This is a genomic window from Paracoccus caeni (assembly GCF_016629665.1).
Lineage (GTDB): Bacteria > Pseudomonadota > Alphaproteobacteria > Rhodobacterales > Rhodobacteraceae > Paracoccus > Paracoccus caeni.
This window is the reverse complement of sequence record NZ_JAEPRQ010000002.1, coordinates 380809-398957: the sequence shown is the minus strand read 5'-3', so window position 1 is coordinate 398957 and position 18149 is coordinate 380809. Positions and strand designations below refer to the sequence as shown.

The 18149-nt window shown below is 67.6% G+C and carries 7 protein-coding genes; all 7 read right to left on the bottom strand.

Annotated elements, in window-relative coordinates; translation table 11 throughout:
- The 7 genes from JJJ17_RS08610 to JJJ17_RS08580 are packed head-to-tail and all read right to left on the bottom strand — an operon-like array spanning window position 1 to window position 18146.
- Complete coding sequence (locus tag JJJ17_RS08610; protein WP_200685445.1) at window positions 1-7593, bottom strand: non-ribosomal peptide synthetase; 7593 nt, start codon at window positions 7591-7593, stop codon at window positions 1-3.
- A complete protein-coding gene (locus JJJ17_RS08605) occupies window positions 7590-10859 on the bottom strand; it encodes a non-ribosomal peptide synthetase (protein WP_200685443.1) in 3270 nt (1089 codons plus the stop codon). Before JJJ17_RS08605 ends, JJJ17_RS08610 begins: the two co-directional genes overlap by 4 nt.
- Window positions 10856-15172, bottom strand: a complete 4317-nt coding sequence (locus tag JJJ17_RS08600; RefSeq protein ID WP_200685441.1) for a type I polyketide synthase — start codon at window positions 15170-15172, stop codon at window positions 10856-10858. Before JJJ17_RS08600 ends, JJJ17_RS08605 begins: the two co-directional genes overlap by 4 nt.
- A gap of 7 nt (window positions 15173-15179) precedes the next feature.
- Window positions 15180-16853: a condensation domain-containing protein gene (locus tag JJJ17_RS08595; protein WP_200685439.1), complete on the bottom strand. Its 1674-nt coding sequence runs from the start codon at window positions 16851-16853 to the stop codon at window positions 15180-15182.
- Complete coding sequence (locus JJJ17_RS08590; protein WP_200685437.1) at window positions 16850-17419, bottom strand: hypothetical protein; 570 nt, start codon at window positions 17417-17419, stop codon at window positions 16850-16852. The genes JJJ17_RS08595 and JJJ17_RS08590 overlap by 4 nt, the downstream gene beginning before the upstream one ends.
- Complete coding sequence (locus JJJ17_RS08585) at window positions 17416-17952, bottom strand: hypothetical protein (protein ID WP_200685435.1); 537 nt, start codon at window positions 17950-17952, stop codon at window positions 17416-17418. Before JJJ17_RS08585 ends, JJJ17_RS08590 begins: the two co-directional genes overlap by 4 nt.
- Complete coding sequence (locus JJJ17_RS08580) at window positions 17949-18146, bottom strand: MbtH family NRPS accessory protein (RefSeq protein ID WP_200685433.1); 198 nt, start codon at window positions 18144-18146, stop codon at window positions 17949-17951. The genes JJJ17_RS08585 and JJJ17_RS08580 overlap by 4 nt, the downstream gene beginning before the upstream one ends.
- Window positions 18147-18149 lie beyond the last annotated feature (3 nt).

Sequence of the window (18149 nt, the reverse complement as noted above, 5' to 3'; positions counted from 1 at the left end):
TCAGAGGCTCCGCAAGAGGTCTTCAAGATCGTCCATTCCCAGATCCATGTCGGGAAAGTCCGATGGGGTGAAACCGGCATCCTCGCCGGTCAGGCAATGCCGGGTTAGCGCGTCCAGATGCCGGGCGAAACCATCGGCCAGCGCGGCCATCGCGGCAGGTGCGATCCGGGCCGGACCATAGTTCCAGCCAAGCCGCAGCCCGTCGTCACCGGCGATGATGTTCAACTCGATTGGCACATCGCGGGGGTTTTCCGCCCCGCGTGCCGGGCCTGCGCCTTCCGGGGCGGGACGCAACAGGCTGTCGGCGGACAACAGCCCCCCGGCCTGACCCAGATAGTTGAACCGGACCTGCGCGGGCGCGGACGAAACAGCCCCCGCCATCCGCAGGACGCCATAGCCGACACCTTCGTTCGGCACCCGGCGCAGGCTTTCCTTGGCCATGCGCAGCACGTCCTCGGGGCGCGCATCCGGCGTCGTCAGATGCACCGGATAGGCCGCTGTCAGCCAGCCGACGGTGCGGCTCAGATCGATCTGCGGCGACAGATCGGCGCGGCCATGGCTTTCCATCTCGACCGCCAGCGCCTCGGCCCCGGTCCAGTCGCGCATCGCCAGATACAGCGCCGAGACCAGCAGTTCCGGCGCTGTGACCGGATAAGCGGCAGGCACGTCATGCAGCACCTGCCGGGTCAAGTCGGCATCGATCCGGCTGTCCAGACGATCCGCCGCACCCTCGGTATCCGCCACCTCGGCCAGCGGCAGCGACGGTGCGGTCTGCGCTGCGATTTCGGTCCAATAGGGCAGTTCGGCGGCCAGCAGCGGGCTGTCGGCAAGGAAATCGGCCCATGCCCCGGCGCTGGTGCCGCGTTGCAGAGGCTCGGGTTCAATGCCCGCTTCCAACGCCAGATAAATCCGTTGCAGATCGCCCAGCAGGATGCGCCATGACACCCCATCGACCAGCAGGTGATGCGCCGCGACCGCCAGCCGCTGACCGTCCCCGGTCTGAACCAAAGCCGCGCCCCACAACGGACCGTCTGTCAGATCGAAACCCGATTGCAGGCCGGTCGCCGCCTCGGTCACATCGCCGCTGGCCTGCACCAAGGTCACACCCAATCCCGGCTCGGCATAGCTTTGTTCCCAACCGGCATCGCCCTTGCGGAAGCGTGCGCGCAGCGCGTCGTGGCTGTCCGACAGCATGGTCAACGCCCGGCCCAGCAACGCCGGATCCAGCGGCCGGGCAGGGGTCAGCACCATGGCCTGATTCCAGCGATCCGCCTGCGGCAGATCGCGGTTCAACAGCCAGTGCTGGATCGGCGTCAGCGCCTGCCGCCCGGTGACCGGACCGCCTGCGGTATCGGTCAGGCTGCGATCCGCCGCCGCCTCGGCCAGCGCGGCAAGATCGCCATATTGGAACAGATCACGCGGAGACAGCGCAATCCCGCCCTCACGCGCCTGTGCGACCACCTGAATGGCAAGGATGGAGTCACCGCCGATGGCGAAGAAATTGTCCTGACGGCTGACCGTCTCGACGCCCAGAACCCGCTGCCAGATCGCCGCCAGCCGCGTCTCCAACCCCGGCTGAGGCTCGGCGCGTTGATCGGGCATCGAGGCCTCGGCCGCATTGGGCGCGGGCAGCGCCTTGCGGTCCAGCTTGCCATTCGGCAGACGCGGCAAAGCAGGCACCACCACGAAGAGCGTCGGCACCAGATGGGCGGGCAGACGCTCGACCAGCGCTGCCGTCAGATCGGGGGTGCGGACATCGCCCTCGACCCATGCGGTCAGGCGTGCATTGCCGTCTGCGTCGCGCCAGATATCCACCGCCGCGCCGGTGACGCCGCGGATCAGGGTCAGCGCCGTCTCGACCTCGCCCGGTTCGACCCGGAAGCCGCGCACCTTCACCTGCCGGTCGCCCCGCCCGAGATAGTCGAGGCTGCCGTCATGCGTGCGGCGCACCTTGTCGCCGGTGCGATACATGATGCCGTCGCCCGCGAAGGGATCGGGCAGGAAGCGGTCCGCGCTCAGATCGTCGCGGTTCCAGTAGCCCTGCGCCACGCCCGCCCCGGCAAGGTAAAGCTCACCCGGCATTCCGGGCGGCACCGGCTGGCCATGCGCGTCCAGCACATAGGCGCGGGTATCGGGAAGCGGTTGGCCGATGTTGAAGCCACCCTCGCGCGGCAGGATCATGCCTGTCGAATAGGTGGTATCCTCGGACGGGCCGTAGAGGTTCCAGACCTTCGGCGCACCCGGTTCCTGATGCAGCCGTTTCGCCAGCGCGGGGGGCAGCACCTCGCCCGCAAGACAGACGGTGCGGATCGAGCCGGGCAGCGGGCCAAGGCGCAGCAATTCGGCCATGGGCGTGGGCACGGTATTGATCAGGGTCACCTGATCCGCGAAAGGCGCATCTGGCAGCGCGAACAAATCCTCGACCAGCATCAGCGTGCCGCCCAGCGACAGGGTGACGAAAATCTCGAAGACCGAGAGGTCGAAACAGATCGAGGTCGAACCCAGCATCCCCGCCAGTTCCTCAGGCGCAAAGGCCCCCTCGGCCCAGCGGATCAGCGCCGCCGCATTGCGATGCCGGATCGCCACGCCCTTCGGATTGCCCGTCGAGCCGGAGGTATAGATCAGGTAAGCCAGATCACCCGGATCGCTGTCCACGACAGAGGGGCGCGACGCCTCGCCGTTTCGGGTCTCACCCTGTCCCGGCGCGCCGTCCCAGAAGCCCGCCAGATCCATCCCGCCCGCGCCAAGGATCAGCGCAAGCTGCGCATCCCCGGCGATATAGGCGATACGCTCGGCCGGATAGCGCGGGTCCAGCGGCCCATAGGCCGCGCCGGTCTTCAGAACCGCCAGCAGCGCCGTTATCAGATCGATGTTACGCGGCAGGGCGATCCCCACGCGGTCGCCGCGTCCGATGCCCTTGCCTTGCAGATGCGCCGCCAGCACATCGCTGCGCCGGTCCAGCGCGGCATAGGTGATCGCGCCCTGCATATCCCGAACAGCCAGCCGCTCACCCGAACTCGCGGCCTGTTGCGCGAACAGCGAATGCAGGAGCTGCGGCCCGCTTTGCGGCGACGGGGTGGTGTGGTTCCACGCCGCGATCTGCGCGGCCTGATCGGGATGCAGCAGCGACAGCCGGTCGGTCGCCAGATCGGGCGCATCCAGCAGCGCATCGATCAATGCCTGAAAGGCCAGTGCCATATTCTCGGCCGTCTCGGGCCGGAACAGATCGCGGCGATATTCGATCCGTAGCGCGAAATCATCGCCCCGGTCCAGCACGCCCAATGTGATGTCCAGTTTCGAGGTGCTACTGTCGATCCGCAGCGGCTGCCAGTCGGGCGTGCCCTGCACATCCTCCGTGCCCTCGCGCGTTTTCCACGAGAACATCGCCTGAAACACCGGATTGTGGCTCCAGCTTCGTTCGGGCTCCAGTTCCTCGACGATCCGCTCGAACGGGGCGTCCTGATGCTCAAGCCCGGCCAGAACCCGGTCGCGGCAGGTATCAAGCAACGCGCCGAAGCCGTTGTCGTCGCGGGCGGGCAGGCGGAAGGCCAGCGTGTTGACGAACATCCCCGCCAAGCCTTCCAGATCAGGATGGGGGCGGGCGGTGACGGGGGTGCCGATGACCACCTCGTCCGTCTCGGCATAGCGGCCAAGCAGGGCAGCATAGGCGGTCATCATCGCCATATAGGGCGTCGCGCCATGCCGGGCGGCAAGGTCGCGCAGGCGCTGCGCCTTGACTGCGGGCAGGGTGAAATCGACGCTGCCACCGGCAAAGCCCTGCCGCGCGGGGCGGGGAAAATCGGTCGGCAGATCCAGAAGCGGCGGCGCGCCGCGCAGGTGGTTTACCCAGAAGCGGGTGTGTCGGTCCAGATCCTGCTGGCGTTGCCATGCCGCGAAATCGGCATATTGCACCGGCAGCGGCGCGGGACGATGCGCCGGATCGGCATCCAGCGCGGCATAGATCTGCATCAGGTCGCGCAGCACGATCTGCAGCGACAGGGCGTCGCCGATGATGTGATGCAGGACCAGCAGCAGGACATGATCGCCCCCGACCCGCCACAGCTTCAACCGGGCCAGCGGACCGCGCGACAGGTCGAAGGGTCGCGCCGCCTCGGTCCGCAAAGTGTCGGGCAGGGCAGTCTCGGTCGTGTCGTCCTGTGCCATGGGCGAAAGTCCCGGAAGGATTGCCACCCCCGGCTTGCCCGCTGTCGCCGGATAGGCGCTGCGCAGAACCTCGTGCCGCTTGGCGACCAGTTCCCATGCGCGGGCAAGGCGGTCGGCCTCGACCGCGCCGGTCAGGCGCAGGGCGGCGGGCAGGTTATAGGCTGACTGCCCCGGATCAAGCGCCGCCAGCGTCCATTGCCGGGTCTGCGCGAAAGAGAGCGTTCGTTCGGCGTTCTCGGGCAGGCGCGGGATCGGCGCGACGGTGCCCGGTCGGATCAGGCCTGCGCCATCCAGCGCGGCGGCGAAATCGGCAAGGCGGGGATTTTCGAACAGAAGTCGCAGCGGCACGGCGCGGTTTCCTTCATGCGGCAGCCTTGCGATCATCCGCATGGCCATCAGGGAATGCCCGCCCAGAGCGAAGAAATCGGCATCGCGATCCGGGGCGGGGATGTTCAGAAGCTCTTGCCAGAGCCGGGCAAGGATCGCCTCGGTCCCGGTGCGTGGCCCAGAGGTGCTTCCGGCGGTGATCCCGGCGCGGCTGGCAGGCGCGGGCAGGCGGGCGCGGTCCACCTTGCCATTGGCATTCAGCGGAAAGCGGTCCAGCACGACGAAAGCAGCGGGCATCATATAGCCCGGCACGGTCTCGGACAGGCGCGCGCGCAGGCGCGGCTCCAACACCTCGGGCAGTGCGGTCGAGCGGCAATAGGCGACCAGCGCGGCATCATCCCCCTCGCCATGCAGCGAGACGACGGCCTGATCGACCTCGGGATCGGCGGCAAGCTGCGCCTCGATCTCGCCCGGCTCGATGCGAAAGCCGCGCAGCTTCACCTGAAAGTCCAGCCGACCGAGATAGATCAGCGTGCCATCGGCAAGGCGCTTCGCCCGGTCCCCGGTGCGATAGAGCCGCTCGCCTCGGATAGTGACGAAGCGGTCGGCGGTCAGGTCGGCGCGGTCCAGATAGCCGGGCGACAGGCCCGCGCCGCCGATATGCAATTCGCCCGCCACGCCCGGTGGGCACATCTGCCCGCCCGCGTCCAGCACATGCAGGGTGGTATTGGCGACCGGCTGGCCCAGCGGGATCAGGGCGCGGGCGGCATCCGCGTCAGAGATGTAGGCACAGGCGGACCAGATCGTCGTCTCGGTCGGGCCGTAGAGGTTCCAGACTTCGCCACCCGCATTCAGCAGATCCCGTGCCAGTGCCGGGTCCAGTGCCTCGCCCCCGGTCAGGACGCGGAAGCCTTGGGGGGCTTGCCAGCCTTCCTCGATCAGCAGCCGCCATGTCGCGGGGGTGGCCTGCATCAGCGTGGCCTTGGTCCGGGAGATCAGGGCGGCCAGCGCGTGACCGTCGATCACGTCATAGGGGTCGGCCAGAACCAGCGTGCCGCCGGTCAGCAGCGGCAGGAACAGTTCCAGCGCGGCGATGTCGAAAGCGGGGGTGGTGACGGCGATCAGAGTATCGGCATCGGTCATGCCGGGTCGTTCGGCCATGCTGGTCAGCAGGTTGACCAGCGCGGATTGCCGGATTGGCACACCCTTCGGCCTGCCGGTCGTGCCCGAGGTGAAGATGACATAGGCCAGATCGTCGCCGGTGATAGGGCGGTTCAGGGCCGTGGCCGGACAGGCGGCAATTGCGTCCCGGTTGCTGTCGAGGTCGATCACGGTGCAATCGGGCGTCACCGGAACGCTGCCCGCCGTCAACATCAGCGCGGGGGCGGCATCTTCAAGGATCAGTTGCAGCCGTTTCGGCGGATGGTTCGGGTCCAGCGGCACATAGGCCGCGCCGAGCTTCAGCGCCGCCAGCAGCGCCACGACCAGATCGGCGGTGCGCGGAAGGCAAATCGCGATCCGCGCGCCCTGTGTCACCTGCGGTGCAAGATAATGCGCCAGCCGGTTCGCGGCGGCGTCCAGTTCAACGTGGCTTAACCGATGCTCGCCTGCGATCAGCGCGGTGGCGTTGCTCTGTGAGGCTGCAGCGGCGATCAGGCTGGCAAGATCGCTTTCATGGATCGGTCGGGCGCTGTCGTTCAGCGCCGAAAGCCGGGCAAGATCGTCGCCTTCGACCAGCGCAATTCCGGCCAGCGGGCGCGCGGGATCGGCGCTTGCGGCGTCCAGCAGGCGCACATAATCGCGGGCCATCCGCTCTGCCGTTTCGGGCTGGAACAGCGCCGTCGCATATTCCAGAACGCCGGTGATCTGCTCGCCCCGGAACAGGTCCAGCGACAGATCGAAGCGGGCATTCCCGCCCGGCAGCGGCAGGGGAGAGGCCACCAGCCCGTCGAAGGCAATCCGGTCGGGCTGTTTCTCATGCAGGTTGAACATCGACTGGAACAGCGGCGCATGGGCCATGCTTCGCCCGGTCGCGGCAAGGTCCACCACCTGCTCGAACGGTAGCTCCTGATGCACCATCGCGCCGGTCACCGCCCCGCGCAACCGGGTCAGCAGGCTGTCGAACGTATCATCCGGTTGAACCGGACAGCGCAGGGCCAGCGTGTTCACGAAATAGCCGACCAGCCCCTGCAACTCGGCCCGGTCCCGGTTCGAGACCGTGGTGCCGATGCAGATATCCGCGCTGCCGGTATAGCGCGCGTGCAGCAGGTGAAACCCGGCCAGCAGCACCATGAACGGAGTGACCCCACGGTCGCGGGCCAGTGCCTCGATCCGCGCCGTTACGGTGTCGGGCAGGGTGAAGCGATGGCGCGCGCCCTGATGGCTTTGACGTGCGGGGCGGGGATGATCGGTCGGCAGGTCCAGCAGCGGCGGCAACCCGGACAGCGTTTCGCGCCAGTAATCCGCCTGCCGCTCAAGCTCGGGCGCGCGACGGCGTTGGGCCAGTGCGTGATCGGAATATTGCAGCGACAGAGGCGGGATCGTGGCGGCGCGGCCATCATAGAAGGCCGCCAGTTCCGCGATCATGATCTGTAACGAGCGGTAATCGGCGATGATGTGATGGGCGGCGAAGGCCAGAACATGCCGCTCCGCGCCAAGGCGGATCAGCGCGCAGCGGACCAAGGGGCCGGTGGCAAGATCGAAGGGCTCGGCGGTGAAAGCGGCCAGCACCTCGTCTAGCGTCCCCGGTGCGGCAGTCAGATCGTGATGCGTCAGCGGCAGGGGCGTCGCCGGATCGATCTTCTGGACCGGCTGGCCATCCTGATCGGTGAAGCGTGTGCGCAGGCTGCCATGCCGCGCCCTGATCCGGTCCAGCGCGTCGGTCAGACGTGCCTGATCCAGCACGCCCTCCAGCGTCAGGGCGGCGGTGATCGTATAGACCGACTGGCCCGGCTGCATCTGGTCGATGAACCACAGCCGCTGCTGCGCCGCGCTCAGCGGTGCATGGATCACCTCGCCCGCCTGCGCCGCCGATTTCAGCCGCTGCGCCAGAAGCGCCCGTTTCTGCGCCGGATCAAGGGATTTAAGATCGATCTGGTTCACCGGACGGGTTCCTCATTGCTCATCTGGGCCAGCAGGGCCTCGACTTCCTCATCCGACAGTCCTGCGGTCAGGTCGTCGGAGTCATCGGGCGCGGGCGCGGCGCCCGCCACCAGTTCCGCCTGCAGTCGCGGGGTCAGCGCGTTGAACAGCGCGCCAAGCGGCAGATCGACGCCGAACGCGTCCTTCAGCCGGATCACCAGCTTCATCGCCAGCAGCGAATGACCGCCACGGGCGAAGAAATCATCCTCGGCCCCGATGCCATCTTGCCCCAGCAGATCCTGCCACAGCGCGATGATCCGGGCCTCGGTCTCGTTAGCGGGGGGGACCGGTCCGGTGGTGCTGCCGGTCACGTCCATGGCCGACAGCGCGCGACGGTCGATCTTGCCGTTGGGCATCCGCGGCAGCACATCGGTGATGTTCCAAAGCTGCGGCACCATATGCGCGGGCAGAAGCGCCGCCAGATGCGTGCGCAAGGCCGGTGCAGTGACATGGCGACCCGGAGGCGGTGCCAGATGGGCGACAAGCTGGCGGTCGGTCTGGCCCGGCTCGCCGGTTGCCATCACCACAGCCTCGGCCACGTCTGGATGGGCTTCCAGAACCGCCTCGATCTCGCCGATCTCGATCCGCTGGCCGCGCAGTTTCACCTGTCCGTCGATGCGGCCAAGGATGTCGATGCGGCCATCGGCCCGCCACCGCGCCCGGTCGCCGCTGCGATAGAGACGGCCCGGCCCGAACGGATCGGCGATGAATTTCTGCGCCGTCAGTTCCGGGCGGTTCAGATAGCCGCGCGCAAGCCCGGCCCCGCCAAGGCAGATTTCACCCGCCGCGCCGCGCGGCAACAGATTGCCGTGACGGTCGAGGATATGCAGCCGGGTGCCGGGGAAGGGGCGACCGATGGGCATCGGGCGTTCAGGCTCGTCCTGCACCGGATTGCCGGCGTCGTAGATCGAATCCTCGGTCGGACCGTAGAGGTTGTTGATCTTGCCCAGCAGCGGAAATTCCAGCAGCCGGTCCAGCAGCGCGGGCGGGAAGAATTCGCCCGCAAGGTTCACCGCGCGGATGCTGGCAGGCAAGTCGTGATGCTTGACCAGTTCGCGCAGCAGGCTGGGGACGGTGTTCAGCATGGTCACGCCCGCCTCGGGTGGCAGGTCGGGCAGGTCCAGCAGAGTTTGCGTCAGCACGATGCGCCCGCCATTGGCCAGCGTGGCGAAAATCTCGAACAGCGACAGATCGAAGGAGACAGAGGTGGCGAACATCACCCCGGCCAGTTCCTCGGCGCTGAAGGCGTCCCGCGCCCAGGCGACACGCGACAGGATATTGCGATGCTCCAGCACCACGCCCTTTGGCTGGCCGGTCGAGCCGGAGGTGTAGATGATCACCGCAAGCCCCTCGGCCCGTCCACGCGGTTCCGGACGTGGAGCCGGGGGCAGGGCGGTCACGTCGATCAGTTCGGCGGCGGCGAAGGGCGGCATCCGGCCATCGGTCAGCACCAGACCGGCACCTGCATCCTCGGCAACAAAGGCCAGCCGTGCCTGGGGATAGGCCGGGTCCAGCGGCACATAGGCGCAACCGGCCTTCAGCACGCCCAGCACTGCCGCGACCAACGCGGGTGAGCGGCCCATAGAGATTCCAACCCGCGTCTCGGGCGGCAATTCGCGGGCGATCAGCGCCGCCGCGACCGCATTGGCGGCCGCGTCCAGTTCGGCATAGCTGAGCGTCTGCTGGTTTTGCCACAGCGCCGGGGCGTGCGGGGTCAGGTCCACCTGCGCCTCGAATGCCGCGTGCAGCGTCGGCGCGTGGGATGGCAGGTCAGGGCCTTGGGCCAGCGCCAGCAAATCGCGCGTCTCGGCCTCGGTCAGCATCGGCAGATCGGCGAAGGGCGTCTCGGGCGCGTCCAGCATCGCGGCAAGCAGGCGCTGAAAATGCGCGGCCATGCGGGCGATGGTGTCGGGCTCGTAAAGATCGGCGCGGTATTCGACGCGCCCCGCCAGCCGGTCAGCGAAATCTTCCAGATTGAACCGAAGTTCGTATTTCGCGGCGCGTTCCTCATATGGGAAACGCTCGATCCGCAGGCCATGGATGGCGTCCGGCAGGGTTTCGGCCTGTTGCAAATCCAGCTTGGCGCGAAACAGCGGCACCATTTCATCCGCGCGCCGTTCCGGGTTCAGCGCCTCGACCACCTGATCCAGTGGCACATCCTGATGGGCAAAGGCATCGCGCAGGACCGTTTCGGTCCGGGCCAGCGCTTCGGCGAAAGAGGGATTGCCGGACAGATCGGTGCGCAGCACCAGCGTGTTGACCAGCGGGCCGATCATCCCCTGCGTCTCGGGCCGCGCCCGGTTCGAGACATCGCTGCCCAGCACCACATCATCCGTATCGCCATAGCGCGACATCAGCGCCGCAAAGGCGGCCAGCATCAGCGTGTAAAGGCTGACGCCGCGCCGGCTTGCCATCGCGCGCGCCTTTGCGGTCAGTTGGGCGTCCAGCGCGAAGGGCAAAAAGCCACCCGGCGCGACCTTGCCCGGCTGTGGGCGGTGATCGCGGGGCAAATCCAGCGCGGGGGCATCGCAAAGCCGCTCGCGCCAGTAGTCCAGTTGCCGCTGCATCTCATCGGACTGACCCTGCTGCCAGAGGGCGAAATCGGCCATTTGCAGCGGGACCGGGGGCAGTGGGTCCGACTGACCCCGGCTGCAGGCATCGTAAAGGATCGCCAATTCGCGAACCATGATCTGCAATGCCCAGCGGTCGGCGGCGATATGGTGCAGGCCGATGGCAAGGACGTGATCCTCGGCGGCAAGGCGGATGAGGCCCGCGCGAACCGGAACGCCGCTCAGATCATGGGGGCGGGCGGTGATGTCGGCGATGCGGGCATAGGCTGCGGTTTCGGGATCGGTTTCCGTGGTCAGGTCGATCAGCGGCAGGGACGGGGCCTTGGCCAGTTCCTGCAGCGGCGCACCGTCCGTGCCGATCCGGTAGCGGCTGCGCAGGGCGTGATGACGGTCGGTCAGCGTCTCGAACGCCCGCTGCATGGCGGTAACGTTCAGCGGACCGCGCAGGCGCAGCACGTTCATCATGTTATAGGCGGCGCTGTCGGGGTTCAGTTGCTGGACGAACCACAGCCGCCGTTGCGCAAAGGACAGCGGCGCGGGGCCGTCATCCGGGCGACGCGGAATCCCGGTTTCGGCCTTGCGAGAGGCCATCCGCCGCAGCAACAGGGCGCGCTGTTCCGGCGACAGGCGGGCAAGCTGATCGGTGACGGCGGTCATGGCGATACCTCCTCGGCCAATGCGGCGCGCAGTTCGTCCTCGCTCAGCCCCTCGACCTCGGCCATCAGGGCGGCAAGATCGCCGTCGCCTGCCAGCTTCGTCTCGATCAGCCGGGTGATGCTGGCGGTCGAGGGATTGTCGAGCAGCAATTCCCGCATCTCGATCTGCACCGGGAACGCTTCGCGCAGCCGGGCAATGGCGCGGATCGCCAGCAGCGAATGGCCGCCAAGCTCGAAGAAGCCATCATTCGCGCCGATCCGGTCGAGGCCCAGAAGATCCTGCAATATCCGCGCCACCTCGGTCTGGATCGGGCCATCGGGGGTCACGAAGGGGGTGTCGAGCGCCGGACGTTTGCGGCCCGTTGCCGCTTCTTCCTGCTCTTTCGGCGTGGGGTTCAGCCATTCGGCGCGGCGCTGATCCAGATCGCCGCGGCTGACGATGCTGTGGCCGGTTGCCTTGGCGGCAAGGATGCGGCGGGTGGCGTCCCAGACCTGATCGGGGGTCAGCGCGAAGGCTTCCAAAACGCTGTTGCCGCGCTGCGTCGGGCCGCTGGTCAGCGCGTCCCAGCCGACCGCATACCAGTCGGGCTGTGTGCCGCGATCCTGCGCCACTGCCATCAGATCGGCATGGTGATGCGCGCCCGCATAGGCCGCAAGGCCAAGCCCGCCGATGACCGATGACAGCGACGACTGCACCATGACAAAGCCGGTTTTGCGCGTGGCGACAGCCGCAGCCAGCGCCTTCAGCGGCTGGATGCAGGTGCGATCGACTGCCGTTTCCTGCGCTTCACCCAAAAGGGCCAGCGGAGCGGTCATCTCGGCATCGCTGAACGGGGTCGAGAGGAAAATCCCGTCGATCCGGCCCCATTTCGCCGCGACCTGATCCAGAGCGCGACCGAGCTCGGCAGGATCGGTGCAATCGGCGGTCAGCCGCAGCGCGTTGTCGCCAGCCAGATGAACCGGCTCGGCCTGCCGGTCCTCGATCAGCGCCAGCCGCACCGCGTCCGCCCCGCCAAGGCGTTCCGCCCAGACCTGCCCGATCCCGCGCGCGACATGGCCCGCGACCACATAGACGCCATTGCGGCGCAGGGCGGTGTCGCCTGCGGGCACCTCTTGCGCCTCATGCGACAGCCGCCAGTGACGGCCGCTGCGATTGGCGGCAAAGGGCGCGTTTTCGGCCAGCAATGCCTGCCGCAGCCATGCCGCCTCATCCGCCGTGCCAGCGGGGTCGGCGTCGAGGATACGGCAGCCAAGCCACGGATATTCCTGCCCCGCGACCTCGATCAGCCCCATCAGATCACCGCTGTCCGGAGTCAGTGTTTCCGCGCCGGTGACATCCGCCGCCCCGCGCGTGATCAGCGTCAGCCGCAAGGGACGAGGTGCCTGCGCCAGCGCCGCGATCAGCGCCTTCAGCGCCGCCCGCGACGGCCAGAGGAAGGCGATGTCAGTGGGCATCATCCCGCGTCCGGTCAGCGTGGCGATCAGATCGGCCACGCCCGCACCGTCATCCGGCAGCGAGAAGCTGCGATAGCCCGGTTCGGCGAAATCCGTGCCGCGCTCGATCCGCCAGACATCATCGCCACCACGCTCCAGCGCCTGCGCCAAGCCGCGCCCGGCCTTGCCATCGTCGAAGATCAGCCAGTTCCGACGCGACTTCGCTGTCGGGACGGGCAGGGCGGCGCGCTTCCATGTCCGCAGCCAGACGCGGGCGTCACCGGCGCGCGCCGACTGTTGCGGGACTGCGTCCGGCTCGATCCAGTAGCGCTGTCGCTGGAAGGCATAGCCCGGCAGCGAGACGGTCCGACCGCCCGATGGCAGCAGCTTTTGCCAGTCGGGCGAAAGCCCCGCCGACCATGCAGCGCCGGTCGCCGCAAGCAGCGCCTGCATCCCGTCCGCGCCCGCCTCGACCCCCGGCACGGCATGGGTTGCGCCCTGTTCCATGACCAGCCGGGTCAGCGCCGCGCCCGGTCCAAGTTCCAGAAACACCGGCGCATCAAGTTTCAGCGCCTCGGCGGCATTCTCGGCAAAGCGGACGCTGCGGCGAAGGTGATCGGCCCAATAGGCGGGGTCGGTCGCCTCGGCATCGGTCAGCCATGTGCCGGTGAGGTTCGACAGCAGCGGAATTTGCGGCGGGTTCAGGCGGATGGCCGCGACGGCTTTCGCAAATTCAGCGGCGGCGTCATCCATCGACGCGGAATGGAAGGCGTGCGAGGTTTTCAGCCGACGATGGGCGATGCCTTCCTGCGACAGCCGCGCCTCCAGTGCCTCGATGTTGGCGAAATCGCACGAGACGGCGCTGAGGCCCGGCCCGTTCAGGGCGGCGATTTCCGCCCCCTCGGGCAGAAGGGGGGCGAGGTCTTGCCCCGGATGGATCACCGACAGCATCGCGCCGGGACGTGCCTGCTGCATCAGCCGCCCGCGCGCCGTGACCAGCGCCAACCCGTCCGCGAAGTTGAAAACGCCCGAAATGCAGGCGGCGGTCAGTTCGCCCAGCGAATGCCCCAGCATGGCCCGAGGGGTGATGCCCATCTGCTGCCAAAGCTGCGCCAGCGCGTATTCCATGACGAACAGCGCCGGTTGCGCATTCTGCGTCTGGTGAATGTCGTCGCCCGCTTCGAGGACGCGCAGCGCCTCGGGGCCCGCATTATTCAGGATCGCGGCGAAGGCGGGAACCGTGTCGTAAAGCGCGCGGGCCATGCCGGGATATTGGCTGCCCTGACCGGGGAACAGGAAAACCGGCTGCGCGCCGTTTGCCTCGACGGGTTCGGGCAGGGCGCGAAGATGTGCGCCGGCCTCGGCCAACGAAGCGGCGGCGATGGCGTGGCGAAAACGGAACGGCTCACGGCCATTCGCAAGGGTAAAGGCGGTATCGGCAAGCGTCACCTGACCGCTGTCGAGACGCTCGGCCAAGGCAGCGGCGGCCTGAGCCAACGCCTCGGGCGTCTTGGCCGAGAGGGTCAGCAGTTGCGGGGCATCGTTGCGGGTGACGGGCGCAATAGGGGCCTCTTCCAGCACGACATGGGCATTGGTGCCGCCGATCCCGAACGAGGACACGCCAGCCCGGCGTGGACCGTCACCGGGCCAGTCGCGAAGGGTGGTGTTGACCGCGAAGGGGCTGGACGCGAAATCGATCCGGGGGTTCGGGGCGGTGAAATGCAGGCTGGGCGCAAGTTTCCGATGGCGCAGCATCAGCGTGGCCTTGATCAGGCCCGCCACGCCCGCCGCCGTATCGAGATGGCCGATATTGGTCTTGACCGAGCCGATGGCGCAATAGCCCACCCGGTCGGTTCCCTGCCGGAAGGCGCGGGTCAGCGCGGTCAGTTCGACCGGGTCGCCAAGATGGGTGCCGGTGCCGTGCGCCTCGATATAGCTGATCTGGTCCGGTCCGACCTGCGCCGCAGCCTGCGCCGCCGCGATCACCTGCGCCTGTGCGTCCACATCGGGCGCGGTGAAGCTGGCCTTGCCGCCGCCGTCATTATTGATCGCGCTGCCCCGGATCACCGCGTCGATGCGGTCGCCATCGGCCAGAGCATCCTCCAGCCGTTTCAGCACCACGATGCCGACGCCATTGGCGGCAATGGTTCCGTCCGCCTGCGCGTCGAAGGCCCGGCAATGGCCGGTCGGCGACAGGATGCTGCCCGCCATCGCGCGGTATCCGTCCTGCCGCGACAGCGCCACGCCCCCGGCCAGCGCCATATCGCATTCCCCGGCGATCAGCGCCTGCGCCGCCATATGGACCGCGACCAGCGAGGATGAGCAGGCGGTCTGCACGGTCACTGCCGGGCCATGAAGGTTCAGCTTGTAAGCTGTTCTTGTGGCAAGGAAATCCTTGTCGTTGGCGGTGAAGATTTCATAGGGTGTAACGCTGCCCCGAAGCCGCTGATTGGCGTAGAGGTTCAGCAGATAGCCGTTCATCCCCGCCGAGGCATAGACCCCGATCGCGGCCTTGCCGCCTGACCGCGCATGGCCCGCATCTTCCAACGCGTGCCACGCACATTCAAGGAAGATCCGCTGTTGCGGGTCAAGCAGTTCGGCCTCGCCCGGAGAATAGCCGAAGAAGCCTGCATCGAATGTGTCAGAGCCGTCCAGCGGCGCACCGACCGCCACAAAATCGGGCGCATCCAGCAGCGCGTCGGGCACGCCCTTGGCGTGCAGGGCGTCGCGGTCAAGCGGCGTGATGCTTTCGACGCCGCCGCTGATGTTCTGCCAGAAATGCGCAATATCCGGCGCGCCGGGAAAGCGGCCCGCCATGCCGATGATGGCGATTTCGAGGCCGGTGGTTTCGGCGCCGGTGGAAACGGATGTTTCTGCCATTCTGTCCTCAGGCATGTTCTTTGGGTCCGGTCATATGGGTCAGCGCACGGCGCTGACGCAGGCGGGCCGCGCCGGTCTGGCGGGCATCGCTGCGAGTTTCGGTCTCTGGCACATGGCCGGTGGTCAGCCGCACCAGATGGGCGCTTTGCGCGCCCAGCGTGGCGTGGCGGAAAAGGTCAGCGATCTCGACATTCAGGGCCAGATCGCGGCGAATGCGGTCCTGTAGCTGGATGACCAGCAGCGAATGACCGCCAAGATCGAAGAAGTTGTCGTTTGCCGTCGGTGGATGGCTTTCCAGCAATTCCTGCCAAATCCGGGCCAGCGCCGGCAGCGCTTCGCCCGTAACAGGGATCGCCGTCGGGGCGGTGGTTGCGATGGCGCGCGAATGGATGGTCAGGTCCGCAAGCCGCGTTTCGGGATTGGTGGCAAAGGTGGTCAGCACGCCTGCCACGTCTTGCAGCACCAGACGGGCCGCATCCTCGGTTACCGTCGCCGCATCATAAAGAAGGCGCAGGTCCAGCCCGTTCCGCTGCATCGCGTAAAGTGTCAGCGGCAGGCCGGTCTGTTCCAGCACCTCGATCGCTTCGATGGTCAGGCCCGGTAACTGGCCCAGAAGGGCGGGTTCGGTCGGGTAGTTCTCGAACACCACGGCGCTTTGCATCAGGGCCGCGCCGCGCTGGCCGGATGCGGCAAGAACCTCGGCCAGCGGCAGATGTTCATTCGCGGCCTGTGCGGTCTGGCGGTCCTGCATATCGCGCAGCCAGTCAGCGAGTGGACGCTGGCTTTCCATCCGCGCGCGGACGGGGAGCGTGGTGAGGAACATGCCCACCCGCGTCTCTGACCCCGGAAGCGAGGCGGGGCGACCGGCGCGGGCGAGGCCGAAGACCACATCGTCGGTGCCCATACTGCGGGACAGAAGGGCGGCCCATGCGCCTTGGACGACGGTCGCCAAGGTGACGCGGTTCTGGCGCGCGGTCTCGGTCAGGGCGCGCGTTTCGGCTTCCGGCAGGGTGCGCGACAGGTCGCTACGACGGGTCGTCGGCGCAGCGGTCGGCGCTGGCAAGGCCAGATCGCGCGGCGCGGGAAGTCCGGCCAGTTCATCGCGCCAGAAAGTCCGGGCCGCGTCGCGGTCCTGTGCGCCGACCCATGCGATCAGGTCGCGGAAGGGGGCCGCTGCGGGCAGCGTCTGACCTGCCAGAAGCGCGACCCATTCACGCAACAGCACCGGGATCGACCAGCCATCCAGCGCGATATGGTGGAAGGTGATGACCAGATGGTGCCGCAAATTGCCCAGCCGGAAGCGGTTCACCCGCAACAGGGGGGCGCGGGAAAGGTCGAAACCTGCGGCACGGTCCTTGGCAAGCCAGCCGGTCAGGTGCTCCTGCTGCGCTTCGGGCGGCAGCTCCGAAAGATCGGTGAGCGTGACGGCAAGCGCTGCCTTATGGCCGACCACCTGCAGCGGTTGTTTTTGCCCTTTCCAGACAAAGGCCGTCCGCAGCGCGTCATGGCGTGCGACCAGAGCCTGCCAGACCGATTGCTCCTGCGTCTCGTCCAACTGGCCGGTCAGGTCGATGCGGATCTGGATCACGTCATCGCCGGGCCTGCCGCCGCCAAGCGCGTGAAACAATAGCCCGCCCTGACCGGGGGCCAGCGGATAGATGTCCTGTATCCGCGCGTTCATGTCGGCTCGCCCAGTTTCGGGACCACGCCGTTCGGGTCGATGGTCGCCAGCCGGTTTTCGCCAAAGCGGCGCAGCGAGATCAGCGCCTCGCGGTTGTCATAACGCAGGCTTGGCGCGCCATCGCCGACGAAGCGCGAGCAGACATGGACATGCCCCTCGGCCATGTCGCGATAGGCGCGGGCGAAGCCCTCATGCGCCTCGGCCAGAGCCTCGGGCAGATCAGCGAAACGCGGGCGCAGGTTGCGCCAGACGTTCACCAGCACCCCGTGTTCCCATGACATCAGCCCGCTGAACCCGTCCGAGCGGACATTCGGCGGCGTCATCGAGACGCGGACATCGGTTTCGTATTCCTCGCGCGTGAAGCTGCCCGCCAGTTGCATCGCCGTGGCCGAGGCGCGCATGAGTTCCGCCGCCGTCTCAAGCTCGCCACGCGCTGCGTCAATGCGGTTCGCGTCCAAGAGGAAGGCGAAACGCTTCAGGCAGAGGATCAAACCCTGGGTGTAAAGGAAGAAGGCCCAGTGAAATTCCTGCCAGATCTCGCGGGGGGCGGGCGGGGTCGGGGTCATTGCTGCACGGCCCCGGTCCGTGGATCGAGATTGCAGAGCCGTTCCAGAAGTCTGGCATAGCTTGCGAAACCCTGCACCTGACGGGCGACCTTGGCCGGGGGCAGGCTGCCGCGTTCGGCAAGGCTGAGGACGGCAGTTGCGGTCTGCAAAAGCCCGCGCAGAAGCGTCAGCGCCGGGCTGTCGGTCGCGACGCGGCGGACGTTGAAATAGCGGTCGAAATCTTCGACCTCGGCGGTCTTTGCCGGGATGTCGGTTTGCCCGACACCGGCAACGCCGCCGCTGCCCGCATGGCCCAGCGAGGCCAGCAGCGCCTGACACCGCGCGCCGCGCCGTTCGGGCAGATCCAGCGCATCAAGGAACCCGTCGAGGGTGCGGGCGATCAGCGCGGCCTCGGCCGGATTGGTGACCAGATCGGCGGGAAGCTCGGCTGGCAGCATCAGATCCAGCATCGCCGGGCGGATCGAGGCGGTGCTGCGGCGATCCTCGTCACGCTCATCCGGGCGCGGCAGCGATAATCCGTCGGGATAGGTCATGCCGGTGCCCCTGTGGCTGTTTGGGTGGGGCGCATCTCGGTCCAGATGACGGCGATATGGGCAAGGCAGGCCTCGCGGCTGCCGCGATAGCCCTCGGCACGCCAGCCCCATGGCAGCGGGCGAAAGCCCGGCCAGATGGCGTGGCGGCCATCCTCGCTGATCGTCACGATATAGTCGCTGATGTCGTCGCTCATACG

Bases quoted from the DNA above. Each gene is read 5' to 3' on its own strand.
- JJJ17_RS08595 (WP_200685439.1), bottom strand. From the start codon at position 16,853: ATGAACGCGCGGATACAGGACATCTATCCGCTGGCCCCCGGTCAGGGC.
- JJJ17_RS08585 (WP_200685435.1), bottom strand. From the start codon at position 17,952: ATGACCTATCCCGACGGATTATCGCTGCCGCGCCCGGATGAGCGTGAC.
- JJJ17_RS08580 (WP_200685433.1), bottom strand. From the start codon at position 18,146: ATGAGCGACGACATCAGCGACTATATCGTGACGATCAGCGAGGATGGC.
- JJJ17_RS08590 (WP_200685437.1), bottom strand. From the start codon at position 17,419: ATGACCCCGACCCCGCCCGCCCCCCGCGAGATCTGGCAGGAATTTCAC.
- JJJ17_RS08600 (WP_200685441.1), bottom strand. From the start codon at position 15,172: ATGGCAGAAACATCCGTTTCCACCGGCGCCGAAACCACCGGCCTCGAA.
- JJJ17_RS08605 (WP_200685443.1), bottom strand. From the start codon at position 10,859: ATGACCGCCGTCACCGATCAGCTTGCCCGCCTGTCGCCGGAACAGCGC.